The sequence below is a fragment of the Dyella sedimenti genome (assembly GCF_022760995.1).
Lineage (GTDB): Bacteria > Pseudomonadota > Gammaproteobacteria > Xanthomonadales > Rhodanobacteraceae > Dyella > Dyella sedimenti.
Map to the genome: position 1 here is coordinate 257,074 of NZ_JAKWJO010000003.1, position 25,584 is coordinate 282,657.

At 66.6% G+C, this 25,584-nt stretch carries 20 protein-coding genes and 5 tRNA genes; 15 read left to right on the forward strand and 10 right to left on the reverse strand.

The annotated features are described in order from the left end of the window. Positions 1–268: 268 nt before the first annotated feature. Positions 269–1,183, reverse strand: a complete 915-nt coding sequence (locus MJ605_RS08830) for an ImmA/IrrE family metallo-endopeptidase (RefSeq protein WP_243041056.1) — start codon at positions 1,181–1,183, stop codon at positions 269–271. 3 nt (positions 1,184–1,186) lie between these two features. Beyond that, positions 1,187–1,528 carry a helix-turn-helix domain-containing protein gene (locus MJ605_RS08835; protein ID WP_119352879.1) on the reverse strand — a complete coding sequence of 114 codons (342 nt, stop codon included), beginning with the start codon at positions 1,526–1,528 and terminating at the stop codon, positions 1,187–1,189. Positions 1,529–1,770: 242 nt separating this feature from the next. On the opposite strand from MJ605_RS08835, the gene MJ605_RS08840 reads away from it, so the two are divergent. After that, positions 1,771–3,012, forward strand: coding sequence for a hypothetical protein (locus MJ605_RS08840; RefSeq protein ID WP_243041057.1), 1,242 nt, complete (start codon positions 1,771–1,773; stop codon positions 3,010–3,012). A gap of 3 nt (positions 3,013–3,015) precedes the next feature. Continuing rightward, complete coding sequence (locus MJ605_RS08845; protein WP_243041058.1) at positions 3,016–3,978, forward strand: hypothetical protein; 963 nt, start codon at positions 3,016–3,018, stop codon at positions 3,976–3,978. A gap of 264 nt (positions 3,979–4,242) precedes the next feature. Here MJ605_RS08845 and MJ605_RS08850 read toward each other — a convergent pair. Both MJ605_RS08850 and rnd read right to left on the reverse strand, forming a co-directional pair. Beyond that, positions 4,243–4,318, reverse strand: a tRNA-Ala gene (locus MJ605_RS08850). Positions 4,319–4,376: 58 nt separating this feature from the next. Continuing rightward, the gene (gene rnd, locus MJ605_RS08855) at positions 4,377–5,495 is read right to left on the reverse strand and encodes a ribonuclease D (RefSeq protein WP_243041059.1); all 1,119 of its coding nucleotides are present in this window, start codon (positions 5,493–5,495) and stop codon (positions 4,377–4,379) included. Between the two features lie 174 nt (positions 5,496–5,669). Here rnd and MJ605_RS08860 point away from each other — a divergent pair, with 174 nt between their 5' ends. The 10 genes from MJ605_RS08860 to MJ605_RS08905 all read left to right on the forward strand — a co-directional run bounded on the left by MJ605_RS08860 (position 5,670) and on the right by MJ605_RS08905 (position 16,767). Beyond that, positions 5,670–7,547 carry an SUMF1/EgtB/PvdO family nonheme iron enzyme gene (locus MJ605_RS08860; RefSeq protein ID WP_486599039.1) on the forward strand — a complete coding sequence of 626 codons (1,878 nt, stop codon included), beginning with the start codon at positions 5,670–5,672 and terminating at the stop codon, positions 7,545–7,547. Positions 7,548–7,778: 231 nt separating this feature from the next. After that, positions 7,779–7,863, forward strand: a tRNA-Leu gene (locus MJ605_RS08865). A gap of 89 nt (positions 7,864–7,952) precedes the next feature. Continuing rightward, positions 7,953–9,245, forward strand: coding sequence for a trigger factor (tig, locus tag MJ605_RS08870; protein ID WP_243041061.1), 1,293 nt, complete (start codon positions 7,953–7,955; stop codon positions 9,243–9,245). Between the two features lie 37 nt (positions 9,246–9,282). After that, complete coding sequence (gene clpP / locus MJ605_RS08875) at positions 9,283–9,912, forward strand: ATP-dependent Clp endopeptidase proteolytic subunit ClpP (protein WP_243041062.1); 630 nt, start codon at positions 9,283–9,285, stop codon at positions 9,910–9,912. A 106-nt stretch (positions 9,913–10,018) separates the two neighbouring features. Beyond that, positions 10,019–11,314: an ATP-dependent Clp protease ATP-binding subunit ClpX gene (clpX, locus tag MJ605_RS08880; protein ID WP_074547536.1), complete on the forward strand. Its 1,296-nt coding sequence runs from the start codon at positions 10,019–10,021 to the stop codon at positions 11,312–11,314. A gap of 176 nt (positions 11,315–11,490) precedes the next feature. Further along, positions 11,491–13,998, forward strand: coding sequence for an endopeptidase La (gene lon / locus MJ605_RS08885; RefSeq protein ID WP_243041063.1), 2,508 nt, complete (start codon positions 11,491–11,493; stop codon positions 13,996–13,998). Positions 13,999–14,322: 324 nt separating this feature from the next. Then, positions 14,323–14,595 carry an HU family DNA-binding protein gene (locus MJ605_RS08890; RefSeq protein WP_019465590.1) on the forward strand — a complete coding sequence of 91 codons (273 nt, stop codon included), beginning with the start codon at positions 14,323–14,325 and terminating at the stop codon, positions 14,593–14,595. A 20-nt stretch (positions 14,596–14,615) separates the two neighbouring features. Next, positions 14,616–14,690, forward strand: a tRNA-Val gene (locus tag MJ605_RS08895). A gap of 9 nt (positions 14,691–14,699) precedes the next feature. Next, positions 14,700–14,776 (forward strand) — tRNA-Asp (locus MJ605_RS08900). 86 nt (positions 14,777–14,862) lie between these two features. Then, positions 14,863–16,767: a SurA N-terminal domain-containing protein gene (locus tag MJ605_RS08905; RefSeq protein ID WP_243041064.1), complete on the forward strand. Its 1,905-nt coding sequence runs from the start codon at positions 14,863–14,865 to the stop codon at positions 16,765–16,767. A gap of 97 nt (positions 16,768–16,864) precedes the next feature. Here the strand turns inward: MJ605_RS08905 and MJ605_RS08910 are convergent, their stop codons facing one another. Then, entirely contained in the window at positions 16,865–18,082 is a 1,218-nt protein-coding gene (locus tag MJ605_RS08910) for a LysM peptidoglycan-binding domain-containing protein (RefSeq protein ID WP_345779522.1), read from the reverse strand. After that, positions 18,079–18,843 (reverse strand): hydroxyacylglutathione hydrolase, encoded by a 765-nt coding sequence (gene gloB, locus MJ605_RS08915; RefSeq protein WP_243041065.1) that lies wholly within the window; start codon positions 18,841–18,843, stop codon positions 18,079–18,081. Before gloB ends, MJ605_RS08910 begins: the two co-directional genes overlap by 4 nt. Before the next feature lie 223 nt (positions 18,844–19,066). Here gloB and MJ605_RS08920 point away from each other — a divergent pair, with 223 nt between their 5' ends. From MJ605_RS08920 to dnaQ, 3 genes are read left to right on the forward strand one after another with little or no spacing between them, the layout of a single operon-like run. Beyond that, entirely contained in the window at positions 19,067–19,756 is a 690-nt protein-coding gene (locus tag MJ605_RS08920; protein WP_243041067.1) for a methyltransferase domain-containing protein, read from the forward strand. 26 nt (positions 19,757–19,782) lie between these two features. Then, on the forward strand, positions 19,783–20,226 hold the full coding sequence (gene rnhA / locus MJ605_RS08925; RefSeq protein WP_243041068.1) for a ribonuclease HI: 444 nt from the start codon (positions 19,783–19,785) through the stop codon (positions 20,224–20,226). Next, positions 20,223–20,945: a DNA polymerase III subunit epsilon gene (dnaQ, locus tag MJ605_RS08930; RefSeq protein WP_243041070.1), complete on the forward strand. Its 723-nt coding sequence runs from the start codon at positions 20,223–20,225 to the stop codon at positions 20,943–20,945. Before rnhA ends, dnaQ begins: the two co-directional genes overlap by 4 nt. A 15-nt stretch (positions 20,946–20,960) precedes the next feature. On the opposite strand, the gene MJ605_RS08935 is transcribed toward dnaQ, so the two are convergent. The 4 genes from MJ605_RS08935 to ppsA form a co-directional block, all read right to left on the reverse strand. Next, entirely contained in the window at positions 20,961–21,662 is a 702-nt protein-coding gene (locus MJ605_RS08935) for a PP2C family protein-serine/threonine phosphatase (protein WP_243041072.1), read from the reverse strand. A 364-nt stretch (positions 21,663–22,026) separates the two neighbouring features. Then, a tRNA-Ser gene (locus tag MJ605_RS08940) sits at positions 22,027–22,116 on the reverse strand. A 74-nt stretch (positions 22,117–22,190) separates the two neighbouring features. Continuing rightward, the gene (gene lepB / locus MJ605_RS08945; protein ID WP_243041073.1) at positions 22,191–22,865 is read right to left on the reverse strand and encodes a signal peptidase I; all 675 of its coding nucleotides are present in this window, start codon (positions 22,863–22,865) and stop codon (positions 22,191–22,193) included. Positions 22,866–23,068: 203 nt separating this feature from the next. After that, positions 23,069–25,441: a phosphoenolpyruvate synthase gene (gene ppsA / locus MJ605_RS08950; protein WP_243041074.1), complete on the reverse strand. Its 2,373-nt coding sequence runs from the start codon at positions 25,439–25,441 to the stop codon at positions 23,069–23,071. Between the last annotated feature and the right edge of the window lie 143 nt (positions 25,442–25,584).

The window sequence follows — 25,584 nt, forward strand, 5'->3', positions numbered from 1 at the left end:
GCAGCGGGCACGGCCATATGGTGGCGCTTGACGTACTCGAAGAGGGCGACCTCGAATACCCTGGCCAACGATCGACGTTCAGCCTCAGCCGCACCAACCCACGCACGCCTGACTTCAGGCGTGCGTTTGCTGCTCGCAGCTTCGGTCGTGCGTCTGACTCGCGGCATCATGTTGGACTCGGTCGGTGCCTCAAGAAGTATCTCCACGGCAGGAAGCGTAATTGGACGACGGGGTGTTCCCTGAAGACGATCATGTTGCACGCCCCCCGCTATCTCGAAGCATAAAACTCAGCATGGCTGGCAGAGATCTCTTTGTCCTGCCACGACCGATCCCAAGCGCGCGGCTCGGCACTTTCCAACAGCAGCAGGGTCAGGACGCGATCTCTCGAGGTGTAGCTGTGCTTGAACTCACGCAGCTTCATGTAGGGTGCCTCCTCCGGACACCAGATCGCAGCAGACATCTCGATGCCGTCCCACGCCTGCACGACGCTCGCGTCGGCGGCGAGCGTGCCGGGTAACGGCTCTTGCGGATCGCCGGTGCGTCGGATGCGCGCCCGCGTCCTGACGGCGCTGCTGCTGCGCCATTCGTACTTCGCGTAGCCGTTGTCCCAGTAGACCAGGATGGCGCGCTGCGAGGTGAACTTGATGAAGCGGATGCACAGCGCCTCGAACGAGACCTCGAAGCGCTTGGCAATGGCGCTGAGGACGTGCAGATCGATGCGTCCGTTCGAGATCCACTCGCGCAGCCGATCGCCGGGCATCAGCAAGTTGCTGGCGAAGTCGTCGGCTTCGCGCTCGATCAGGCGCATCGTCTCGTGGCCCGAGTAGACGCTCTCCTTGTCACAGTTGAAGCGCTGCTGCCGGTCGCGGTGCAGGACGAAGTGCCCGAGCTCGTGAGCGATGGTGAATCGCTGGCGCTGCGGGCTGACCGTGCCGTTGTAGGCGATACCCCAGACCTCAGGGTCGCCGGGATCCCGCGCCAGCATGCCCTCGAAGGCATCGTCGTTGAACTGCACCGGGGGACGAATTTCCCGAACCCCTTTGCCGTAGGGCGTGGTCGGCAGCATCTGCCGCACGACATCGAGATCGACGGCCTCGGGCACGTCCGCGCCGTACCACGCCCGCAGCCACTTGTGGACATGGCTGGCAGCAATCGAACCGGTGAGGTTGTGCGTGGCGCTCAATCGTCAGTCCCCGCCCTGGCCCTTGTCGGGGAACATGATCTCGAGCGCCTGCCGGTAGCGTCTCTTCTCCTCCTCCGTCATCCCGGCGTACTCGCGGAAGAAAGCCACGTCCTCGGGACTGGCCTCGGGAACCTGGGGGATGGGCTCACCCATGATGTCTTCCATCGTCACACCCAGCACCCTGGCCAGCGCCTGCACGCGCTCGGCGGAGGGGCGTTGGCCCTCCTTCATCTCCAGTTCCCAGATGTAAGCCTTGGTGCAGCCGACCGCGTCGGCGACTTGCTGCAAGGTCAATTTCTTCGCCTCGCGGAATCGCCGCAGGCGAGATCCAAACGCGGAAGCCATGGCGATGTCCCGTCTCGAATCCACTGTCAGTGTAGAAAACCAGACCGTAAGTATAGCCATGAGATACCAAAACGCGCCATAAGTGCCACGATGATTGACAAGCGGGAATGGGCGGGACACAATCGCGCCGTATCTCGCTGCTTTACTCTGCCGAGATCGCCGTTCGGTAACCCAGTCGCCGGCCCGCGAACCAGCCCCCTCGGTCCGCAGCCCTCGACACCCCTTCGGAAAGGACCGAGAAGATGAAGAAGACCTTCGTCGACGTGCTGCTCGAACTGCCGGTGGACGCGACCCTCAGCGCTTTCCTGACCTCGCACGGCCTGCCCGTGGCCGACGATTTCGACTGGGAGGACACGCCTCGCACCTCGCAGGCACTGGTGGAGGCCGTTCGGACCTGGCCCGACGTCGCCGCCCGTGACCGTCTGATCGGCAACCTCATGGCCAGCATCCAGCTGGCCGACCCGGCCGGCAAGCAGGCGATGTTCCAGGCCGCCGCCGGAGACGGCGCCGCGCTGCTGGGTCTCGTGGCATGCCGGAGCGACACCCACCGCTCCTTCTGGCTGTATGCCAACCATCCGGCGCTGTTCGAGCGGGCCTGTGAGTTCGACTACCTGGAGCGCCACGGATCGCAAGCCCAGCAGCACGACCTCGGCGTGAAGCGCCGGCCTAACACCTCGGATGCCGCACTGGCCGCGCTGCGCCAGGCCATCTCGGCCTTCTATCAGCGCGAGCTGCAATGCGGCGACGGCAGCGTGGCTTACCTGGTGGAACGCAGCCCCGGCGTGTTCCTGCTGACGGTCCACGTCAAGGACCTGGCGATGCTGCGCCTGGAGTTCGAGGGCGCCCATCTCACCCGCCGTGTCGGCAACCCGAACATCCACATGGTGCTGGAGTACGCCGCGGCCACCGGGGTCGTTCGCACCCTCGTGCGCGGTGGTGCGAAGTACCACCAGATGCTCGTGGACGCCTTCGCCGAGCACCTGCTGGGCGTCAAAGTGGACGCGCACCGCATCAAGCCGCCGACGCTGGACCTGTCGGTCTTGCGCCTCGGCTTCGATGTGCCGCAGGCCGTGGCGGACGGTTTCGTGGCGCTGCAGGTCAAGTCCCTCTCGGTGCTGAGCCCGAGCACGGCACTGAAGCTCGATTGCGCGGCGATGGCGTCGAGCGAGCAGCGCTGCGTCACCGAACTTCTGCGCGAGGAGTTCCCCGGTGAGGACCCGCTGGCCCGCGGCTGGTTGATCACGGCGGCACGCATCAACCTGTACTACCCGCCCGAACCCGGAAAGGCTCGTTCCAAGCTCATCACGGTCGAGGTGACGCGTCGCGGCCGGCTGAATCTGCACAAGTTCGATGCCGCGTTGCAGGCGCAGTTGGAGGGCTACCTGGTCTCGCTGGGCATCTTGCAGCCCGGCCAGACGCTGAACACCCAGGAAGCGCCGCCAGAAGCGGACACGGCCAATCCTCAGCCAGTCTACGAGGATTGATCGGTGGCCACGCACGACGCCTGGGCCCTGGTGTGCCGCTTGTTCGCGGGCGGCACGCCCATCCTTCGAGCCGCGCTCTCTCCCCGCGAGATCGCCGCCTTGCCGACCCTCGGGCAGGCGGTGAAGCCCACGGCCCTGGACCAGCGATTCGTGCTGTGCCCCTACTGTCACCAGCAGCGGGCGCAGGTCTGGGGCGACGGGCAACGGGGGCGTACCTGCCATTGCCCCGAGTGCGGGCCGGTGGCCGTCGCGGCCGACGACGCGGTCGCGTTGAGGTTGGACGAGGACTGGCTGCGCCGAAAGCTGCGGCTGGCGCTTTCGATCGAGAGCCGCGACGGCATCGACGCCCTCGGCGATGGCGTGTGGCGCCTTGGCGATTCCCGGCGTTCGCCGGTCCTGCTGGCGCGCGATCTGATCCGGCTATGGCGGGAGCCTGCGCTGCTGGACCGCGTGCGCGTGTCGGGCAGCCCCGTGCGAGTGATCACGCCGAGACCCCGCGAGACGCGGGGCGCGCCCTTCGGGGCGGGCCTGGAATGGCTGGCGCTGGAGGAGCGGTTTGCGCTCTACGGTGGCGGCATCTCGTTCATCGGCGCGACGGGAGAGCCACCGGCACCGCAGGCCCACGATCCAACGACGCCGGTACACGGCCCGTTCTCGGCCGATTTCCGCTGGGTGACCTTGCCCGACTGGCCGCACGGCCCGATCCGGCTGACCAAGGCTCAGGCGGCAGTGTTCCAGGCACTGTGGTCGTTCAAAGGCGAACCGCGCGATGGTGAAACGATCATGCGGCGCGCCGGGCTGGAGAGTGGCAAGCCTATCGATGTCTTCAAGGTGAAGGCGCGTGACAGGAGCAAGCCGGAAGCAGAAGGGCCGCTGGTTGCCTACCGCGAACTTGTGGAGACGCGACGGCGCGAAGGCTTGTACTGGATGCCCTGCGCGGCCGCCGAGGTGAGTGCGTTGGCCTGATGGATCGCCCGAGCAAGCGCCATGGGCAACTGCTCTGCGTGACGCAGGTGTAAGTCACGGTGGCGCAAGGCCGCTTGCGTGCGCTTCCGCAAAGAAGTTGGCGCAGGTTTCGAGAGAAGAGAGGGCGGAGCGGAGTCGAACCTGCCCCGTTCAGGCGCCCCCGGCAGTGGGGCGCAGCGCAGGCAGAACGGCCCGGAACCCCGCACGGTGTCGCGGAACCCGGAAACGAAAACGCCCAACCGGAGAAGGTTGGGCGCTGAATGGTGGTGGAGCGGAGGAGGATCGAACTCCCGACCTTCGCATTGCGAACGCGACGCTCTCCCAGCTGAGCTACCGCCCCACACGAGCCGGTAATGATAACGGCAGTCCCGCGGTTCGCCAAGCCCCAGGCAGCGGCTTCAGGGCAGCAGGCCACTGAGGCCTTCGTGCAGCACCTCGCGGCGCCAGCCTTCCAGAAACTCCGGCCACTGCGCGGTCACCACGTATTCCTCCAGTGCCTTGCGCGGGCACAGCAGGCCGGCGGGCAGGTCCAGTTCGGTGGCGCGCTTGTCGACCAGGTCCTTCATCGCGGCGAGTGCGCGCTTGGCTTCGCCCTGGGGCGATTCGGGGATGGCGGCGGTCGCGGCGACTTCATCGGCATCCACGGGACGGCGCAGCAGATCCAGCAGCGCCTGGCGTTGCGGCGCGCGCAAGGCTCGCTGGCCGCGGGTCCGCTGTTCGAGATCGTTCGCCGAGCCAGGCGGTTGCTGCGCAAGGCCCAGGGCTGTCGCGTCTTCGAGCAGCCAGGGGCGGGGGCGGTCTTCCGTGCGAGCGGTCTGGTCGCGCCACAGCAGGATGCGGCGCAGCAGGGCGCGCTGCTCCGGCCGCCAGTCGGCCGCGCTGCGGAAGGTGCGCTGGGGTTGCGGGTCGCCTTCGCGGTGGCAGGCGCGTTGCTTCAGGCGCTCGCAGTCCTCGGCGTGCCAGGCGGTGCGGCCGCGCTGGTCCAGCCGTTCGGCCAGTTGCTCGTGCACCGGCTTGAGGTACACCACGTCCAGCGTGGCGTAGGCGCGCTGCGAACCGGTGAGCGGCCGCTGCAGCCAGTCCGAGCGGGTTTCGCCCTTGTCCAGTTCGGCTCCCGTCAATTCGGCCACCAGGGCGCGATAGCTGATGCCCAGCCCCATGCCCACGAAGGCGGCGGCGATCTGGGTATCGAACAGCCGGCGCGGGCCATGCGGCAGCAGCGGCGACAGCGCTTCCAGGTCCTCGCTGGCGCTATGCATCACGGTAGTCGCGTCGCCGTCGCCGATCAGGGGATGCAAGGCGTCGCCGATGCCGAAGGCCAGCGGATCCACCAGGGCGTAGCGGCCTTGCCAGCCGAGCTGGAGCAGCGCCAGCTGCGGATAGAAGGTGTTGCGTCGCATGAACTCGGTGTCGAAGCCGAGCGTTGCGTCGGCCGGCAGCATGGCCAGCCATGACTGCAACGCGTCGCTGCGGTCGATCCATTCGGCGTCGGGTGCGAGGGCGGGTTCCTGGTGCATGCGTATTCCTGGTGACGCAGAACGCGTGCTCGCGCATTGTCCTGACATCGGTTTCTGCCTAAGGTTAGGCGGTCCACGATAACAGGCCGCCCAGGGACGCCCAACATGCCGAGCAAGGAAACCGTACGACGACAACGCGCCCTTGGCGGAGCCGTCGGCGTCGTCGTGCTAGGCATGGCGCTGGTCTACCACTTCTTTCCGCGCGTATTCCACGTCGAGCCGTCGGTCACGGTCACGCAGCGGGCCATGAACCTGGGAACGATCCAGCCGGCGACGTCCGGTGCGACGGCGGAACACCTGCAGGCACCGCCGGAAGTCGATGCCGGCCCGCCGCTGACTTTGGCGCCCAGCGACGTCATCGTGGCCCGGCTGGGCAACAAGAACGCCAAGCTGCCCGAGCAGCTGAGCGCCGACACGCCGGAGGTCGAGACGCTGCTCACGCGGGCGGGCAAGGCGCTGCGCGCCGGCCAACTGGCGGGCGACGACAACAGTGCGGCCGCGCTGTACGAGCAGGCGCTCAAGCTGAAGCCGGACAGCCGGCGCGCGGCGCAAGGCCTTTACGAGGTGCGCGCACGCCTAGTGGCCGAGATCAACCAGGATGTCGCCGTCGGCGATGCCGACTCGGCGAGCGAACTGCTGGACGCGCTCAAGACCCTGCCCGAGTCCAATGACGACGTCGCCCAGTTGCAGGCCAAGCTGAAGACCCTGGCGCAGGTCCGTCCCCTGCTGGCCAAGGCCGCCGCGTTGTTGCAGCAAGGCAATGCGGACCAGCCGGCCGGCAACAACGCGCTGGAGCTTTACCGGCAAGTGCAGCAGCTGGACGCGGATAACGCGGTGGCGCAGCAGGGCATCCTGCAGGTGCAGCGCGCCATTCTCGACCGCGCCCTGGCGGCGGTGGCGCAGAACGATTTCAAGGGCGCCGACCAGGCGCTGGCCCAGGCCACCCAGGTCGCCCCCGATTCGCTGGCGCTGCGCGACGTGCACGCGCGCGTGGACGGCATGCGGCAGGCCCGCGCCTCCGGCCTGCTGGCGCAGGCCCGCTCGGCGCTCGACGCCGGCAACCTGGCCCTGGCCCAGCAACTGGCGGAGCAGGCCAAGGGCATCAGCCCGGACCTTGCCGGGCTGGCGGATTTCGGCGAGCGGCTGACCAATGCCCGGCTGTACGCCAGCTACAAGCCGGGCCAGGTATTCACCGACCGCTTCGTCGACACGCCGGGCCAGACGCCCTCGATGGTGGTCGTGCCCACCGGCAGCTTCCAGATGGGCGCGCCCGATGGCGAGGCAGGACGCCAGGACGCCGAGACGCCGCAGCATGAGGTGACCATCGGCAAGGGGTTCGCGCTCTCGCGCACCTCGGTCACCGTGGGCCAGTTCCGCGAGTTCGTGCGGGCCAGCGGATACCAGCCCGATTCGGTGAAGCTCGGCGGCGCCAGCGTCTACGACGAAGGCACCGGCGCCATGCGCGACGACACGAGCGCCAGCTGGCAGGACGACTACGCCGGCCATCCGGCTGACAGCCGCCTCCCGGTGGTCAACATTTCCTGGAACGACGCCAAGGCCTATGCGGACTGGCTCAGCCAGCGCACCGGCAAGACCTACCGCCTGCCCAGCGAGGCGGAATTCGAGTACGCCCTGCGCGGCGGCACTACCTCGCGCTACTGGTGGGGCGACGGCACGCCAGGCAGCAAGGTGGAGAACCTCACCGGCAGCGGCGACCGTTCGCCCAGCGGCCGCCGTTGGAGCAACGCCTTCCCCGGCTACCGGGACGGCTTCTGGGGACCGGCGCCGGCCATGAACTTCGCGCCCAACCCGTTCGGCCTGTACGACATCGACGGCAATGTCTCCGAATGGGTGCAGGACTGCTGGCACGACAGCTACCTGCGGGCTCCACGCGACGGCAGCGCCTGGGTCAATCCGGGGTGCGGGATCAGGGTGGTGCGTGGCGGCTCCTGGGGCAGTTCGCCGGACCAGGTGCGCTCGGCCTACCGGCAGGGCGCCGACGCCAGCGTACGCAGCGGCCGCGTCGGCTTCCGCGTGCTCCGGGAGCTTTGAGCCGTGGCGGCACCAGGCGTCGCCATGCTTGCGAGACTCCCCGCTGGGCCGTGCGCCCCGCTTGTGCTGGTACCGGCGCGAACCGTAGAATGACCCGCTTTCGTGTAAGGGAATCATCGACTTAGGGTGACGTGCCCGAAGGCTGGCGGGGCGGGGTGCGAATGGGTTTGCTTGCCCATCATTGCCTTGGAAATCCAGCATTTACGGGAACTTCCCCGGGGTTGTTCTGATGCGAAAGTGGCGGAATTGGTAGACGCACTGGATTTAGGTTCCAGCGGGTAACCCCGTGAGGGTTCGAGTCCCTCCTTTCGCACCACTCCCTTTTTAGTGTGTTCTTGTGCAGGCGGCCCCGGGCCGCCGGGCGCCTTTGACGGGGCGCTTCAAATCGGTATTCCAGGAGACGTCATGCAGGTTTCGGTTGAAAACGTCGGCAAGCTCGAGCGCAAGCTCACGGTGAAGTTTCCCGCCGAGCGCTTCGAATCGCAGGTGAGCGCGCGCATCGCCGAGATGGGCCGCACGGTGCGCCTGAAGGGCTTCCGCCCCGGCAAGGTGCCGACCACGGTGATCCAGCAGCGCTTCGGCGACCAGGTGCGTGGCGAGGTGCTTTCCGACCTGATCGGCAGCACCCTGCGCGAGGCCGTCGCCCAGGAGAACCTGCGCCCGGTGGCCAACCCGTCGATCAACACCACGGGTCGCCCGGAAGGCGGCGAGATCGCCTACACCGCCACCTTCGAGATCATGCCGGAGTTCCCGGAGATCGACGTCGCCAAGCTCGAGATCACCCGCCCGGTCTCGGAAGTGACCGATGCCGACATCGAGAAGATGATCGAGACTCTGCGCCAGCAGCGCCGCAGCTTCGACCCGGTCGAGCGCGCCTCGGCCGACGGCGACTTCGTGATGTTCGAATACTCGGCGCAGGCCGGCGACTACCGTTTCCCGGCCGAGGGTCTGGAGCGCGCCGGCAGCGTGCTGGGCTCGGGCAACCTGTTCAAGGCGCTGGACGAGGTGCTGACCGGCCGCAAGGCCGACGATGAGTTCGATGCCGACGTCGAATTCCCGGCCGACTTCCGCAACGAGAACCTGGCTGGCAAGACCACCCAGTGCCACTTCAAGATCATCAAGGTGCAGGAGCCCAAGCTGCCCGTGGTGGACGCCGAATTCGCCAAGCTGTTCGGCATCGCCGACGGCGACCTGGAGCAGTTCCGCAAGGAAGTGCGCGCCAACCTCGAGCGCGAGTTGAAGGCCACCCTGATGGCCCGCCTCAAGTCCGAGGTGGCCGAGAAGCTGGCCAATGCCTATCCGGAGCTGGACGTGCCGAACGTGATGGTGCAGTCCGAGGCCCAGGGCCTGGCCTCCAACAGTGTGCCGCGCGGCCAGCAGGTGCCGCCGCAACTGGTCGAGGCCGCCGCGCCGATCGCCCGCAAGCGCGTGATCGCCGGCCTGCTGATGGGCGAGATCGCCCGCAGGCAGTCCCTGGTCATCGACCGCAGCCGGGTCGCCGAGCAGCTGGCCGCCATCGCCTCCACCTACGAGGAGCCGGAGAAGGTCATTGAACTCTACAACCGCGACCCCCAATTGATGTCCGGGCTGCAGAACCGCGTGATGGAAGACCAGGTCGCAGAGTGGGTGGCGGATCACGCCTCGACCACCGTGCAGAACCTGGCCTTCGACGAGGTGATGCGCCCGGTCAGTGCCTGAGGCATCCTTCAGGCCCATTCACCGGAGAGCGACACGCATGGCTATGGACCCGATCCAGAACCTCAACCTGGTACCGATCGTCGTCGAGCAGACCGCCCGAGGCGAACGTTCGTACGACATTTATTCACGACTCCTGAAGGAGCGCGTGATCTTCCTCGTGGGCGAGGTGAACGATCAGGTGGCCAACCTGCTGGTCGCGCAGATGCTGTTCCTTGAATCGGAAAACCCGGACAAGGACATCCATCTGTACATCAACAGCCCGGGCGGCGCCGTCACCGCCGGGCTGGCGATCTACGACACCATGCAGTTCATCAAGCCGGACGTCAGCACCATGTGCATCGGCCAGGCCTGCAGCGCCGCCTCGCTGCTGCTGATGGCCGGCGCCAAGGGCAAGCGCTATTCGCTGCCCAACTCCCGCGTGATGATCCACCAGCCGTCGGGCGGCGCCCGGGGCCAGGCCACGGACATCGAGATCCAGGCCCAGGAAATCCTCTACCTGCGCCGCCGGCTGAACGACATTTACGTCCAGCACACCGGCCAGCCGCTCGAAAAGATCGAGCGGGACATGGAGCGCGACCGCTTCATGAGCGCCGAGGCCGCCAAGGAATACGGTCTGATCGACCAGGTCCTGGACCGCCGCGCCGTGGAAACGGTGAAATCCGCCTGATTTCAGCCACCTGGTACCAGGTTTGCAAGTCGTTCCGCGTCTCGCTGCAGACGCGGAACGCTGTGCTATTCTCAAACCGCAATCGATTTACTAGCAGGATCCAGGCATGAGCGACGACCGTCAGGGCCGTTCCAACGACAGCGGCAAGATTCTCTACTGCTCCTTCTGCGGCAAGAGCCAGCATGAAGTGCGCAAGCTGATCGCGGGTCCTTCCGTGTTCATCTGCGACGAGTGCGTAGAGCTGTGCAACGACATCATCCGCGAGGAGCTGGAGGAGAAGGCTGCTTCCGGCCGCAGCCAGCTGCCCAAGCCCCGCGAGATCATGGAGACGCTCGACCAGTACGTGGTCGGCCAGACCCGCGCCAAGAAGGCGCTGGCGGTGGCCGTGTACAACCACTACAAGCGCATGGAATCGCGCCAGAAGAGCGACGATGTCGAGCTGGGCAAGTCCAACATCCTCCTGATCGGTCCCACCGGTTCGGGCAAGACCCTGCTGGCCGAGACGCTGGCGCGCCTGCTCAACGTGCCGTTCACCATCGCCGACGCCACCACCCTCACCGAGGCGGGCTACGTCGGCGAGGATGTGGAAAACATCATCCAGAAGCTGCTGCAGAAGTGCGACTACGACGTCGACAAGGCGCAGTCGGGCATTGTCTACATCGATGAGATCGACAAGATCTCGCGCAAGAGCGAGAACCCGTCGATCACCCGCGACGTGTCCGGCGAAGGCGTGCAGCAGGCGTTGCTCAAGCTGATCGAGGGCACGCTGGCCTCGGTGCCGCCGCAGGGCGGTCGCAAGCATCCGCAGCAGGAATTCCTGCAGGTGGACACCAAGAACATCCTGTTCATCTGCGGCGGCGCGTTCGCCGGCCTGGAAAAGGTGATCCAGCAGCGTTCCGAGACCGTGGGCATCGGCTTCTCGGCCGAGGTGCGCAGCAAGGAACGCAAGGAAAACCTGGGCAAGCTGCTGGCCGACGTGGAGCCGTCCGACCTGGTGCGCTATGGCCTGATTCCCGAGTTCGTCGGCCGCCTGCCGGTGGTCGCCACGCTGGACGAGTTGGACGAGCCGGCGCTGGTGAAGATCCTCACCGAGCCGAAGAACGCCGTCACTAAGCAGTTCAAGAAGTTGTTCGAGATGGAAGGCGTGGAACTGGAGTTCCGCCCGGAGGCGCTGCAGGCGATCGCCCGCAAGGCACTCAAGCGCAAGACGGGCGCCCGCGGCCTGCGCACCATCCTCGAACAGGTGTTGCTGGACACCATGTACGAGCTGCCGTCGCTGGAGCACGTCAGCAAGGTAGTGGTGGATGATGCCGTCATCGAAGGCCAGGCCGAGCCCTACCTGATCTACCGCGGCAACCTCAAGCAGCCGCGCGCGGCGGGCGAGGGCGGCGACGCCGCCTAACCTGGTTTTCAGGCCGTTTTAACCCGACATGGCCCCGGCAGATTGCCGGGGCCATGTCGTTTGCGTGTCCCGTCATGCACTTGTACGCGTGTGGGTTTGCCACCACTTGACGTACAGATGCCCCCGGCGCAGTGTCGGGGCAAAAGACGCTATTCATCCCTGAGAGATTCTCTTCGATGGCAAAGAACGCCCCTCATCCCCTGGCCACTGGAGCCGCACTGGACGCCCTGCCGGTGCTGCCGCTGCGCGACGTGGTGGTCTATCCCCACATGGTCATTCCGCTGTTCGTCGGACGCGACAAGTCCATGCGCGCGCTTGAGCGCGCCATGGAGGGCGAGCGCCAGATCCTGCTGGTGGCGCAGAAAAGCCCGGATATCGACGACCCCAAGATGGGCGACCTGCACGAGATCGGCACGCTGGCCGGCGTGCTGCAGCTGCTCAAGCTCCCCGACGGCACCGTGAAGGTGCTGGTGGAAGGGCAGGCGCGCGTGGCGGTCGAGCATTACAGCGAGGATGGCGGCATGCTGACCGCCACCTCGCGCATCATCGAGCCGGTCTACAGCAACAAGGAGCGCGAGCTCGACGTGGTGTCGCGCACGCTGGTCTCGCTGTTCGAGCAACTGGTCAAGCAGAGCCGCAAGCTGCCGCCCGAGGTGCTGGCCACCTTGTCGGGCATCGACGACCCTTCGCGCGTGGCCGACTCCATCGCCGCGCACCTGTCCGTGCGCATGGCCGACAAGCAGAAGGTGCTGGAGACCGCCGACGTGGGCCAGCGCCTGGAGCTGCTGATCGGCCTGGTCGACGGCGAGATGGACCTGCAGCAGGTGGAGAAGCGCATCCGCGGCCGCGTGAAGTCGCAGATGGAGAAGAGCCAGCGCGAGTACTACCTCAACGAGCAGATGAAGGCCATCCAGAAAGAGCTCGGCGAGAGCGAGGAAGGCCCCAACGAAGTCGAGGAACTGCAGAAGAAGATCGACAACGCCGGCATGCCCAAGGCCGTGCTCGCCAAGGCGCGCCAGGAGTTCGGCAAGCTGCGCCAGATGTCGCCGATGTCGGCCGAGGCCACGGTGGTGCGCAACTACCTGGACTGGCTGGTCGGCGTGCCGTGGAAGAAGAAGAGCAAGGTGCGCAAGGACCTGCAACTGGCCCAGGAAGTGCTCGACGCCGATCACTTCGGCCTGGAGAAGGTCAAGGAGCGCATCCTCGAATACCTCGCCGTGCAGCAGCGCGTGAACACCATGCGTGGCCCGATCCTGTGCCTGGTCGGCCCGCCGGGCGTGGGCAAAACCTCGCTTGGCCAGTCGATCGCCAAGGCCACCAACCGCAAGTTCGTCCGCATGAGCCTGGGCGGCGTGCGCGACGAGGCCGAGATCCGCGGCCATCGTCGCACCTATATCGGCTCCATGCCGGGCCGCATCGTGCAGAACCTCAACAAGGTCGGCACCAGGAATCCGCTGTTCGTGCTGGACGAGATCGACAAGATGTCGATGGACTTCCGTGGCGATCCGTCGTCGGCCTTGCTGGAAGTGCTCGATCCCGAGCAGAACCACACCTTCAACGACCACTACCTGGAAGTCGATCTCGACCTGTCCGAGGTGATGTGGATCGCCACCGCCAACTCGCTGAACATCCCCGGCCCGCTGCTGGACCGCATGGAAGTGATCCGTATCCCCGGCTACACCGAGGACGAGAAGCTGGGCATCGCGCTGAAGTACCTGCTGCCCAAGCAGCTGAAGGCCAATGGCCTCAAATCCGAGGAGCTGCGCGTGGAGGCGGAGGCCATCCGCGACATCGTGCGCTACTACACGCGCGAGTCGGGCGTGCGCAACCTCGAGCGCGAGGTGTCCAAGATCTGCCGCAAGGTGGTGAAGGAACTGGCGCTGGGACAGGCCGGGAAGGGCGCGAAGAAGCCGGTCGCGGCTGCCAAGTCGTCCAGGGCGAAGGCCAAGGCTCCCGGCAGCGTGGTGGTCGATTCGGCCAACCTCGAGCAATACCTGGGCGTGCGCCGCTTCGATTTTGGCCGTAAAGAACTCCAGAACGAAGTCGGCCTGGTGACCGGCCTGGCGTGGACCCAGGTCGGCGGCGACCTGCTCAGCATCGAAGCCTCGGTGGTGCCGGGCAAGGGCCGACTGGTGCATACCGGCCAGCTCGGCGACGTGATGAAGGAGTCGATCCAGGCCGCGCTTTCGGTAGTGCGCGCACGCGCCGATCGCCTCGGCATCTCGCCGGATTTCCACGAGAAATTCGACATCCACATCCATGTGCCGGAGGGCGCCACGCCCAAGGACGGCCCGAGCGCGGGCATCGCCATGTGCACGGCGCTGGTGTCGGCGCTGACCAAGGTGCCGGTGCGCTCGGAGGTGGCGATGACCGGCGAGATCACCCTGCGCGGCCGCGTGCTGCCCATCGGCGGCCTCAAGGAGAAACTGCTCGCGGCGCATCGCGGTGGCATCACCACCGTGATCATCCCGGAGGAGAACAAGAAGGACCTGGCCGACATTCCGCAGAACATCACCGGTTCGTTGGACATCCATCCGGTGCGCTGGATCGACGAGGTGCTGGACATCGCTCTGGAGCGCCCGCTGCAGCCGCTGCAGGCCGGCGAAGGCGACGACAAGCCGAAGAAGGCTCCGCTGGACGATGGGCAGGAGGAAGCGCAGGAGTCGTATGTGCGGCCTCATTGATCCGTGATATGGATCACCTAAAAACGGGCGGGAAACCGCCCGTTTTTCATGGCTGCGTCATGGATTGCGACACACTTCGCATAGCGTTTCAGCACGCACTTTGCAAGCGTCGTCGAAACAGGCTGAACCGCGCGAAGCCTTGGCAGACCTTGTCATTGCGGACCCTGGGGGGCACTGGTATAAAGGCGGCACCGCAGCCTGACGCCGAGCACGATGCGCAGTGATGCGGGGTTGCTTGGCGATGACCCGGCGCCCTGCGCGAGGGACGTCGCCTGGTCCCAGAATGACCACGCGGGCTGCATAACCGTTTAAGGGAGTGTCTCAATGAATAAAACCGATCTGATCAATGCCATTGCCGAAAAGGCCGAACTCACCAAGGCTGACGCCGGCCGTGCTCTCGAGGCTTTCTTCGAGACCGTGCAGAAGGCGCTGAAGAAGGGTGACGACGTCTCGGTGGTCGGCTTTGGCACCTTCACCGTGCGCAAGCGCGCCGCCCGCACCGGCCGCAACCCGCGCACCAACGAAACGATCAAGATCAAGGCCTCGAAGGTTCCGGCTTTCAAGGCTGGCAAGACCCTCAAGGATGCCCTAAACTAAGCGGCTACTTGCTTAGTTTCGGGTGCTTAGCTCAGCGGTAGAGCGTCGCCCTTACAAGGCGAGGGTCGTAGGTTCGAACCCTACAGCACCCACCAGAAATATGCGGAGCGGTAGTTCAGTCGGTTAGAATGCTGGCCTGTCACGCCGGAGGTCGCGGGTTCGAGTCCCGTCCGCTCCGCCATAGTTCGCAAGGGCGCCCGCGTGGCGCCCTTGCCATTTGAGCATCGCGCACATGCTGCGCCGAACAACGAGAGCCGGGAACAATCCATGCTGCAGGCACTGCGTAACAAGCTTCACGGATGGCCTTCCATCGTCATTCTGGGCATTTGCGTTTTCGCGATCTCGTTCTTCGGCATCGAGTCCTATTTCGCGTCGCGGACCGATACCTACGTTGCGATGGTGGGCAAGCATGAGATCTCCCAGCGCGACTTCCAGGACGGCATGAACGAGGCGCGTCGCCAGGCCATGGCGCGCATGGGCGACCAGTTCGACGCGGCCGCCTTCGAGCAGCCGGAAACCAAGCGCCAGGTGCTGGACCAGCTGATCAACCAGGAGCTGCTGCGCCAGGCGAACGAATCGATGGGCATGAAGGTGTCCGACCTGGCGTTGCGCGACAGCATCGCCAGCGCACCGGAGTTCCAGGTCAATGGCCAGTTCGATCCGGCCACCTACCGCGCCGTGCTGGCCGCGCAGAACATGACGCCGGCCTCGTTCGAGGCCAGCCAGCGCGCCTCGATGGAAGTGGGGCTGCTGCCGCGCGCGATCATCGGCAGCGCGATCGTCACCGACGCGGACATGGACCGCTACCTCACACTGCTCTACCAGCGCCGTGACCTGCGCTGGTTCACCGTGCCGCGTCCGGCGCTGACCGACACCGAGGTGAGCGATGCCCAGCTGGAGGCCTACTACAAGGACCACCAAGCTGACTTCATGAATCCCGAGCAGGTCTCGCTGAAGTACATCGAGGTCAACGGCAACGACCTGAAGATCGATGCGCAACCCAGCGAGGACGAGCTGAAGAAGCGCTACGAGGACGAGAAGCAGCGCTTCGTGCAGCCGGAGCAGCGCCTGGTCTCGCATATCCTGGTCAACGTGCCGAAGAACGCCACGCCGGACCAGCAGAAGGCGGCGCTGGCCAAGGCTGAGAAGATCGCCGGCGAGGCCAATCCGGACAATTTCGCCAAGCTGGCCGAGCAGGATTCGGACGACCTGGGTTCCAAGCGTGCCGGTGGCGACCTGGGCTGGCTGGAAAAGGGCGTGACCAATCCGGCGTTCGATTCGGCCCTGTTCGCCTTGCAGAAGGGCCAGGTCTCCAAGCCGGTGCTGTCCGACGAGGGCTATCACATCCTGTACCTGCGCGACGCGCGCAGCGGCGAGGCCAAGCCTTTCGCCGAGGTGCGCGAGCAGATCGCCAAGGACTACCTGGCCACCGAGCGCGATCGCCAGTACAGCGACCTGGCCGGCAAGCTCACCGACCAGACCTACCAGAATCCCTCGTCGCTGGAGCCGGCCGCACAGGCCCTGCACCTGTCGATCCAGGCCACCGGGCCGTTCTCGCGCAAGGGCGGCGAAGGCCTGGCGGCCAATCCGAAGCTGGTGCAGGCGGCGTTCTCCGACGACGTGCTGGTCCAGGGCAACAACTCCGGCCTGATCGAGCTCGGCCCGGACCATGCCGTGGTGGTGCGCGTGGACAAGCATGTGCCGGCGGCTGCCCGTCCGCTGGCCGAGGTGCGCGACCAGGTACGCCAGAAAATCCTGGACGAGCGCATCGCCGCCGAGGCGCAGAAGCGCGCGGACGCGCTGCTCGCCCGCCTGCAGAAGGGCGAGGACATGCAGGCAGTGGCAGCTTCCGTCGGCGCCAACGTGCAGGCCGTACCCGAGGCAGTGCGCATGCAGCCGTCGCTGCCGCTGGAACTGCTGGAACAGGCCTTCCTGCTGCCGCATCCGGCGGCTGGCAAGCCGCAGTTCGCACGCGTCGTCACGCACGACGGCAATGACGCGCTGGTGGCAGTCGATAAGGTGCAGGACGGCGACCTGAGCAAGGTGCCGGCGGAACAGCGTACCGCGCTGCGCGACCAGATGGGCCAGACCTACGGCATCCTGGCCACGCAGGCCCTGCTTGACGCGCTCAAGGCCAAGACCGAGATCAAGGTCGCCGCGGACCGCATGTAACCGGTCATGGCATGTTGTCACGGAGGGGCGGCCGCGAGGCCGCCCCTTTGTGTTCCAGGGTTGGGGACGGGGCCGGCGGCGCCCGGCGTAACGTGGATCAGCCGGGCGCGCTCACCTTCAGCACCTGGCCCGGCTTGACGCCGGCGCCCTGCAGGTGGTTCCACTGCTGGAGCTGCTTGATGCCGATCGAGTAGCGGCGAGCGATGCTCCACAAGCTTTCGCCGGACTTGACGGTATGCGTCCTGCCGGGCGTGTCGCCATCGGCGGCCCCCAGGGCCGCGCCCAGGGGCGGCAGCGTGGCCGTGCCGGCCATGTCCTGCGTGCCACCGCTGCTTTCGGCCAGCAGCGCGCTGCGGAACTGCTGCACGCGATTGCTGGGCAGCAGCAGGTAGGGCGAGGCGTGCGGATCGACCATGCCGTTGCGGAAGGCGGCATTGAGGTTCTTCATCTCGTCCGGCGACATGCCGGCGTGGTCGGCGGCATGGGCGATGGGCATGGCGTTGCCGACGCTCACGGTCACCAGCCGCTGCTCCGAGGGAAGCTCGGGCAGGCTGACGTTGAAGCGGCCCGGATCGCGGATCACGCAGGCGATGGCCAGTAGTTTCACTAGGTGCTCGCGGGTCACGGGCTTGACCGGCATCCTGGGGATCACCGGTTCGGCGGGGGGCGTGCCGTGCTGGTCCACCATCCGCTTCACGCCGAACTCGCCGGCGTTGAAGGCGTAGTCCACCAGCCGCCAGTCGCCGAGATCGTCGTGGTAGCGTCCGAGCAGGGCCATGATGGCGTCGGTGGCCGCTGGGACGTCCAGACGTCCATCGAAATCCTTGTCCACCCGGATGCCCATGGCATTGGCGGTGGTGGGCATGATCTGCCACATGCCGGCGGGCATGCCCTTGCCGCTGAAGATCGGGCGGTACTGGCTTTCCACCCAGGGCAGCAGGGCGAACTCGCCCGCCACGTGGTGCCTGGCCGCGATCTGCTGCACATAGGCCAGGCGCGGCGCCGCCGCGGCGAGCTGGCTTTCGAAGCGCTGCGGGTTCTGGGTGTAGCGGCGCGCCCACAGCGCGATGCCCGGATCGGCGTCGCAGTCCGCCATGGCGAAGCTGTCGCGCAACTGGTCCCACATATTGGCGGTGTTCTCGCCGGGCATGGCTGGACCGGGAACCGGGGTGGCGATGTCGCGCACCGGTTCGGGAACCGGGGCCTGCACCTGGGGCGCCTGTGGCTTGGGCGACGGCGCGGAGGCGCAGGCCGCCAACAGCATCGACATGGCCAGGGGCAGGGGACGCAGGCGGCGAATACGAGGCGTATTCATCCGCTGAAGACGTCCTTGTTGGCGCGCAGCGCGGCAAATCGCGCGATGCGGTCGCCGTCGATGCCCTGGCGGCGGCTCCATGCGATTACGCCCTCGCTATCCGTGCGAAGGAAGGGATTGGTGGCCCGTTCGGTGGACAGGCTGACCGGCAGGCTGGGCTGGTCGCGCGCACGCAACGACATCACTTCCCGTTCGCGGGCGGCCAGCGCCGCGTTGTCCGGTTCGACGGTCCGCGCAAAACGACCGTTGGCGGCGGTGTATTCATGGGCGCAGCACACCAGGGTATGGCCGGGCAGGGCCGAGAGCCGGTCCAGCGAGGCCAGCATCTGCCCAGGAGTGCCTTCGAACAGGCGGCCGCAGCCCATGCTGAACAAGGTATCCCCGCACAGCAGCACGCCTTCGCCCGCATAGGCGATGTGCGTCGTGGTGTGGCCGGGCACGGCGATCACCTCGAAGCGGCATCGTGGCTGCTCCAGCGCCACCCGGTCGCCATCGCCGACGCGGTGCGTGGCCGTGGCGATGCGTTCGTCGCGTGGCGCATAGACCGGTACGGCATGGCGGGCGAGCAAGGCATCCACGCCGCCGATATGGTCATGGTGATGGTGCGTGAGCAGGATGGCGCGAAGCTGCAGCCTGCGATCCTTCAGTGCGGCCTCCACCGGCGCCGCCTCGCCGGGATCGACGACGACGGCTTGGCCCGCGTCGTCGTGCAGCAGCCAGATGTAGTTGTCGGCAAGCGCCGGTAACGGTACGACGTGCAAGGAGAGCACCTCCGTGGTTTCGTATCGACTGGCGCAGGCATCCTTGGCTTGCGCGAAGTGCCGGACTATAAAGCGGCTTGCCAGCTCGCTCGTTAGTGAGACGTTAATCGCCGGATGTGCTGTTCAGGCTTGCGGGCGCGTTCGTGCTCCGGCCGCAAACCAGGGCACGTTATGACCGGGCTGCCGCTACACTCTCCCTATTGCTCCCACCGGCCACCCAGGCATGTCTCAGCGTGACCAAGACATCTACTCCAGCGCACCCTTGCGCGGCCTGCTGGCCGAGGAGACGGCGGCGCTGACGCCCGGGCTGCAGCGTTGCAGTGGCGCGCATGCGCTATTGATCAGCGCCACCCAGGGAGATGCGCCGCCGGTGCTGCCGCTGCTGGGCCATTGGACGCGGCTGGACATGCGCCAGGACCGCTATGCCGGCGACCTGCTGGCGAAGGGCGACGAGCCCTTGCCGTTCACGGACGATGCCTTCGACCTGGTCCTGCTGCGCCACGCGCTGGAATTGTCGGCCACGCCGCAGGAACTGCTGGGCGAGGCGTCGCGCGTGCTGTCTCCGGGCGGCGTGCTTGCGCTGACGGGCCTGCATCCTTTCAGCGCCTGGGTGCCCTGGATGATCTGGCGCACGCACGGGCATGCACCCATGATGCGTTCGCCGATCCTGCTCGAGCGCTGGGTGCGCCGGATCGAACTGGATATCGAGCAGGTGGCGCGCGTGGGCCGGCCATGGCCCAGCGGCAGCGTGGAACTGGATGGGGGGACGCATGCCTTCGGCGGCGGCTACCTGATGATCGCGCGCAAGCGTCGCCGTGTCGCCACGCCGATCCGCCTCAAGCCCAAGGCCGTGGCGGCTACCGTCAATGTCGGTCTGGCGCCGGGGGCTCGGCGCAATGCGGCGTCCTCGTGACCGTACGTAAATCTTGATGGGTGACAATGACTGAAGTGGAAGCTTTTACCGATGGTGCCTGCCTGGGCAATCCCGGGCCGGGCGGATGGGCCGCGCTGCTGCGCGCCAAGGGCACCGAACGCATGCTGGCGGGGGGCGAGGCGGCCACCACCAACAACCGCATGGAACTGATGGCCGCCATCGCCGCGCTGGAGGCGCTCAAGCGTCCCTGCAAGGTCGCCTTGACCACCGATTCGCGCTACGTCATGCAGGGCATCGAGGAATGGGTGCCCAAGTGGCGCGCCAATGGCTGGCGTACCGCCGACAAGAAGCCGGTGAAGAATCAGGATTTGTGGCAACGCCTGTCCGCGGCCGTCGAGTCGCACCAGGTGCGCTGGCATTGGGTGCGTGGCCACAATGGCCACGTGGAGAACGAGCGCGTCGACGTGGCGGCGCGCGAGCAGGCCGAGCAATTCAGGAGCAGGGCATGAGGCAGATCGTGCTGGATACCGAGACCACCGGTCTCGAAGTGCGCCAGGGCCATCGCTTGATCGAAATCGCCTGCGTGGAGATGGTCGAGCGCCGCCCCACCGGGCGCCACTACCAGACCTACCTCAACCCGGACCGCGCGATCGACGAAGGCGCACGCCAGGTGACCGGCATCGAGGACGAGTTCCTGCTCGACAAGCCGCGCTTCGCCGACATCGTGGACGAGTTCCTGGCCTTCATCGACGGCGCCGAACTGATCATCCACAACGCTGCCTTCGACGTCGGCTTCCTCAATGCGGAACTGGAACGCCTGGGCGAATCGTATGGCCGCATCGGGGACCGCTGCACGGTGCTCGACACGCTGGCCATGGCGCGCGAACGCTATCCCGGCCAGCGCAACAGCCTGGACGCGCTATGCAAGCGCCTGGGCGTGGACAACTCGGCGCGCGACCTGCACGGCGGCCTGATCGACGCCCAATTGCTGGCCGAGGTGTATTTGGCCATGACCTCCGGCCAGGTCGTGCTCGACCTGGGTTTCGAAGGCGCCCAGGAACAAGGCGCGGCGGTGACGCTGGCGCCATTGGTGCTGGATCGTCGCCCGCGCGTGCTGCGCGCCAGCGAAGAGGAATTGGCGGCCCACGAACGTCGTCTCGATGCGCTGGACAAGAGCGCAGACGGCACCAGCGTGTGGCGCCTCGCGGAGTCGCCAGCCGTGCATTGAACGCTTTTCGCCGGCTCAATTGACGCGGGCGAGGATGGCCGTGACGTTGTCGGTGCCGCCGCCGTCGAGGGCGGCGAGCAGCAGATGCTCCACGCATTCCTGCGCGGACAGGTCCCGGCGCGACACGATGCCGGCGATGCCGGTATCGTCCACTTCTTCGGTAAGGCCGTCGCTGCACAGCAGGAAGCACATGCCCGGCTCCAGCTTGCCGCGCGCCATGCCGATATGGAGTTGTTCGGCCGCCGTGATGCCCAGCGCCTGCGTAATCACGTTGCGCTGCGGATGACGTGCCGCCTGGGCGGCATCGAGGGTGCCGGCCGCCACCAGTTCCTGCACCAGCGAATGGTCGTGGCTGACCTGCCGCAAGGCCTTCTGCCACAGATAGACGCGGCTGTCGCCGACCCATACCACTTCATAGCTGTCCGCATGCAGGCGCAGCGCGGCGATGGTCGTGCCCATCGGGTGCGGGTCGCGAAACCCGCGGCTGTGCTGGATCAGGCGCTCGTCGGCGGCGCGTACCGCCTCCACCAGGCTATGGCCGCGCCGCACGAGATCGGCCACCGCGTCGCGCACCAGGGCCGACGCCACTTCACCATGCTGGTGCCCGCCCATGCCGTCCGCCACCAAGAACAGGCCGAGCGAGGCATCGGCGTAATAGGTGTCTTCGTTGCGCGTGCGGCGAAGGCCGACGTGCGTTCCGTGTCCGAACTCGATCATGGGATGCCTGGTGTGGCGGCGCGGTGCGAGCATGACGGAAGTGGGGTGAATGCGCAAAGAAATCGGTGAGGGAAGTGGCGCTGTTCTTTTGCTTGTCATCCCGGCGAAGGCGGGGATCCAGCGGGGGCTTGCCGAGCTCTATCTGCAAGGTAGAGAGCGGAAGAGCTTGGGGAGCGGCGAGCCATGCGAAGTGGGATTGTCGGGTCCATCCATGGACCCGACCCCTCCGCGCTGGCGCGCTGCGGGGCCAGCCTGCGGCTGTCCAAATTCGCTCCAGGCGAATTTGTCGAACCCGGGTGGGTTCGTATGAATCACCCTCTCCGCCAGAAACGCAAAACGCCCCGTGAGGGGCGCTTTGCGTTTCTGGCGGAGAGGGTGGGATTCGAACCCACGGTACGCTTACACGTACGCCTGATTTCGAGTCAGGTACATTCGACCACTCTGCCACCTCTCCGAAACGGTGCGTGTGGTCCACGCGAGCCGGCGATTTTACGTGGTGGCGGGGGCGCTGGCAATGGGTGGGCGAAGCTATGGCAGGGGCGTGCCCCAGCGCCCGCGGCGCGGCAGGTAGTGGTCGCCGGGATCGAGCGAGACCGCCACGCGGGTGGCGCGCCCAGTGATCTCGCTGCGCGGGAAGAAGCCGAAGTAGCGGGAGTCGGCGCTGTTGTCGCGGTCGTCGCCCAGCAGCAGGTACTTGCCGGCGGGCACGGTGACCGGGCCGAAGTCGTGGCCGTGGCCCTGGGCGGCGATCGACCAGCGCACCGGATGGCGCAGCGGGCCCAGGGTTTCGATGGCGTAGCGGGCGGGGTCCTCGCGGTCGTCGCGGATGCCATGCACGGCGATGGGCCGGTAGGCGGCGGACTGGCCGTTGACATAGAGGCGGTTCGCCACCAGGGCCACCTGGTCGCCTGGCAGGCCGATCACTCGCTTGACCAGCCGTTCGCCGGCGGCGGACGAGTCGAGCACCACGATGTCGCCGCGTTGTGGATCGGCGCGGTGCAGCAGGATGAGATGGGTGAGCGGCAGGCGCAGGTCGTAGGCGGCCTTGTCCACCACGATGCGGTCGCCGATCTGGATGGTCGGCTGCATCGAGCCGGTCGGCACCACATTCCAGTCGGCGATCGCGCTGCGGAACATCACCATGCACAGCATGAAGGTGATGAAACCCTTGTTGCGGGAAATCAGGCCCAGGATGGCGCGCATGGCAGTCCCCTCGTCGGCCGGCGAACCCGGCCATTCCCGGAAAGAGACTCGGCCGTGGATGCAAAGTTTCCCGGACTGGCTCGTCTGTGGGAGTGCACCCTGTGCGCGACTGGCTGTCAACAAGGCAACAGCAGTCGCGCACAGGGTGCGCTCCCACAGAGAGGAAAAATGAAGGGGGCGGTGTCGCCACCGCCCCCTTCGTCTCAGGCCGCCTTGTGCTTGGCCAGGCGCAGCCAGGTGTCCACCACGGTATCGGGGTTGAGCGACACCGACTCGATGCCCTGGTCCATCAGCCACTCGGCCAGGTCTGGGTGGTCGGAGGGACCCTGGCCGCAGATGCCCACGTACTTGCCTTTCTCGCGGGCGGTCTTAATGGCCATCGCCAGCAGTTTCTTCACCGCCGGGTCTCGCTCGTCGAACAGGTTGGCCACGATGCTGGAATCGCGGTCCAGGCCGAGGGTGAGCTGGGTGAGGTCGTTGGAGCCGATCGAGAAGCCGTCGAAGATGTCCAGGAACTCGTCGGCGAGCAGGGCGTTGGAGGGCACCTCGCACATCATGATGATCTTCAGGTCGTGCTCGCCCTGCTTGAGGCCGTTCCTGCCCAGCACCTCAATGACCTTGCGGCCTTCGTCCAGGGTGCGCACGAACGGGATCATCACCCAGACGTTGTCCAGCCCCATCACCTCGCGCACGTGCTTGACCGCCTTGCACTCCAGGCCGAAGGACTCGGCGAAGCCCGGATCGACGTAGCGGCTGGCGCCGCGGTAGCCGATCATCGGGTTCTCCTCGTGCGGCTCGTAGCGCGAGCCGCCGATCAGGCCGGCGTACTCGTTCGACTTGAAGTCGGACAGGCGCACGATCACCGGCTTCGGGTACACCGAGGCGGCGATGGTGGCGATGCCCTCGGCGAGGCGGTCGACGTAGAACGACACCGGGTCGGCGTAGCCGGCCATGCGCACGTCGATCTTCTTTTTCGTCTCGGCGTCCTGCCTGGCGTATTCCAGCAGGGCCTTGGGATGCACGCCGATATGGCTGGCGATGATCATCTCCAGGCGGGCCAGGCCGATGCCGGCGTTCGGCAGCATGCCGAAGTCGAAGGCGCGTTCGGGGTTGGCCACGTTCATCATGATCTTCAGCGGCGCCTCGGGCATGTGGCCGAGGTCGGCGGTGACGCGGTCGAACTTCAGCGCGCCCTGGTAGATCACGCCAGTATCGCCCTCGGCGCAGGACACGGTGACTTCCGCGCCATCGGGAATGGTATCCAGCGCATTGCCGGTGCCGACCACCGCCGGCACGCCCAGCTCGCGCGCGATGATCGCCGCGTGGCAGGTGCGGCCGCCGCGGTTGGTGACGATGGCGGCGGCGCGCTTCATCACCGGCTCCCAGTCGGGATCGGTCATGTCGGCGATCAGCACGTCGCCCGGCTGCACCTTGTTCATGTCCGCCAGCGAGCGGATCACGCGCGCCTTGCCGGCGCCGATCTTCTGGCCGATGGCGCGGCCCTCGGCCAGCACCTTGCCCTTTTCGTTGAGGTGGAAGCGCTCCAGCTGGGTGGCCTGGGCGCGCGACTTCACCGTCTCCGGGCGGGCCTGCACGATGTATAGCTTGCCGGTGTTGCCATCCTTGGCCCATTCGATGTCCATCGGGCGGCCATAGTGCTGCTCGATCACCAGGGCCTGCTTGGCCAGTTCCTGCACGTCCTCGTCGGTGATGCAGAAGCGGTGGCGCAGTTCGGCCGGGGTCTCCTCGATGCGCACGCGCTCGCCGGGCTGGCTTGAATAGACCATGCGCTGCTGCTTGGCGCCGAGGCTGCGACGCAGCACCGCCGGCTTGCCAGCCTTCAGCGTGGGCTTGAACACATAGAACTCGTCAGGGTTCACCGCGCCCTGCACGACCATCTCGCCCAGGCCGTAGGAGCCGGTGACGAATACCACGTCGCGGAAGCCGGACTCGGTGTCCAGGGTGAACAGCACGCCGGAGGCGCCCACGTCCGAGCGCACCATCAGCTGCACGCCGGCGGAGAGGAACACGTCCTCGTGCTTGAAGCCCTGGTGCACGCGGTAGGCGATGGCGCGATCGTTGTAGAGGGAGGCGAACACCTCCTTGACCTTGTGCAACACGTCCTCGATGCCGACCACGTTGAGGAAGGTTTCCTGCTGGCCCGCGAAGGACGCATCGGGCAGGTCCTCGGCGGTGGCGGAGGAGCGCACGGCCACCGCAATGTCCTGTGCGCCCGCACTCTTGCACAGCTTGGCGTAGGCCTCGCGGATGGCCTGGTCCAGCTCGGACGGCAGCGGGGTCTCAGTGACCCATTCGCGGATTTCCTTGCCGGCGGCGGTCAGCGCCTCCACGTCGTCCACGTCCAGCGAGGCCAGGCGCGCCTGGATGCGCTGGGCCACGCCGCTCTTGTTGAGGTACTGCTGGAACGCGTCGGCGGTGGTGGCGAAGCCACCTGGCACGGACACGCCGAGCTTGGCGAGGTTGCCGATCATCTCGCCCAGCGACGCGTTCTTGCCGCCGACCTTGCCCAGGTCGGTCATGCGCAGCGTGTCGAGCCAAAGCACCAGGTCGTTCAAGGGAGTCTCCTCAAGAGCTCGTAGTCGGAAAGGGACTGTGTCCGGGACAATCGAAATCCCGGCTACAAAGAACTGGTATTGTCCGCTGCCGTTGGTGAGGAGCACAAGAAGACCATTCCCGCCAAAACCCACGCCAACTGCAT

Excerpts from the sequence above, each read along its gene's own strand:
- rnd (WP_243041059.1), bottom strand. The coding sequence starts at position 5,495 with ATGCACCAGGAACCCGCCCTCGCACCCGACGCCGAATGGATCGACCGC.
- dnaQ (WP_243041070.1), top strand. The coding sequence starts at position 20,223 with ATGAGGCAGATCGTGCTGGATACCGAGACCACCGGTCTCGAAGTGCGC.
- MJ605_RS08840 (WP_243041057.1), top strand. The coding sequence starts at position 1,771 with ATGAAGAAGACCTTCGTCGACGTGCTGCTCGAACTGCCGGTGGACGCG.
- MJ605_RS08920 (WP_243041067.1), top strand. The coding sequence starts at position 19,067 with ATGTCTCAGCGTGACCAAGACATCTACTCCAGCGCACCCTTGCGCGGC.
- lon (WP_243041063.1), top strand. The coding sequence starts at position 11,491 with ATGGCAAAGAACGCCCCTCATCCCCTGGCCACTGGAGCCGCACTGGAC.
- lepB (WP_243041073.1), bottom strand. The coding sequence starts at position 22,865 with ATGCGCGCCATCCTGGGCCTGATTTCCCGCAACAAGGGTTTCATCACC.
- clpP (WP_243041062.1), top strand. The coding sequence starts at position 9,283 with ATGGCTATGGACCCGATCCAGAACCTCAACCTGGTACCGATCGTCGTC.
- tig (WP_243041061.1), top strand. The coding sequence starts at position 7,953 with ATGCAGGTTTCGGTTGAAAACGTCGGCAAGCTCGAGCGCAAGCTCACG.
- MJ605_RS08835 (WP_119352879.1), bottom strand. The coding sequence starts at position 1,528 with ATGGCTTCCGCGTTTGGATCTCGCCTGCGGCGATTCCGCGAGGCGAAG.
- MJ605_RS08935 (WP_243041072.1), bottom strand. The coding sequence starts at position 21,662 with ATGATCGAGTTCGGACACGGAACGCACGTCGGCCTTCGCCGCACGCGC.
- clpX (WP_074547536.1), top strand. The coding sequence starts at position 10,019 with ATGAGCGACGACCGTCAGGGCCGTTCCAACGACAGCGGCAAGATTCTC.
- rnhA (WP_243041068.1), top strand. The coding sequence starts at position 19,783 with ATGACTGAAGTGGAAGCTTTTACCGATGGTGCCTGCCTGGGCAATCCC.
- MJ605_RS08910 (WP_345779522.1), bottom strand. The coding sequence starts at position 18,082 with ATGAATACGCCTCGTATTCGCCGCCTGCGTCCCCTGCCCCTGGCCATG.
- MJ605_RS08890 (WP_019465590.1), top strand. The coding sequence starts at position 14,323 with ATGAATAAAACCGATCTGATCAATGCCATTGCCGAAAAGGCCGAACTC.
- MJ605_RS08860 (WP_486599039.1), top strand. The coding sequence starts at position 5,670 with ATGGCGCTGGTCTACCACTTCTTTCCGCGCGTATTCCACGTCGAGCCG.
- MJ605_RS08905 (WP_243041064.1), top strand. The coding sequence starts at position 14,863 with ATGCTGCAGGCACTGCGTAACAAGCTTCACGGATGGCCTTCCATCGTC.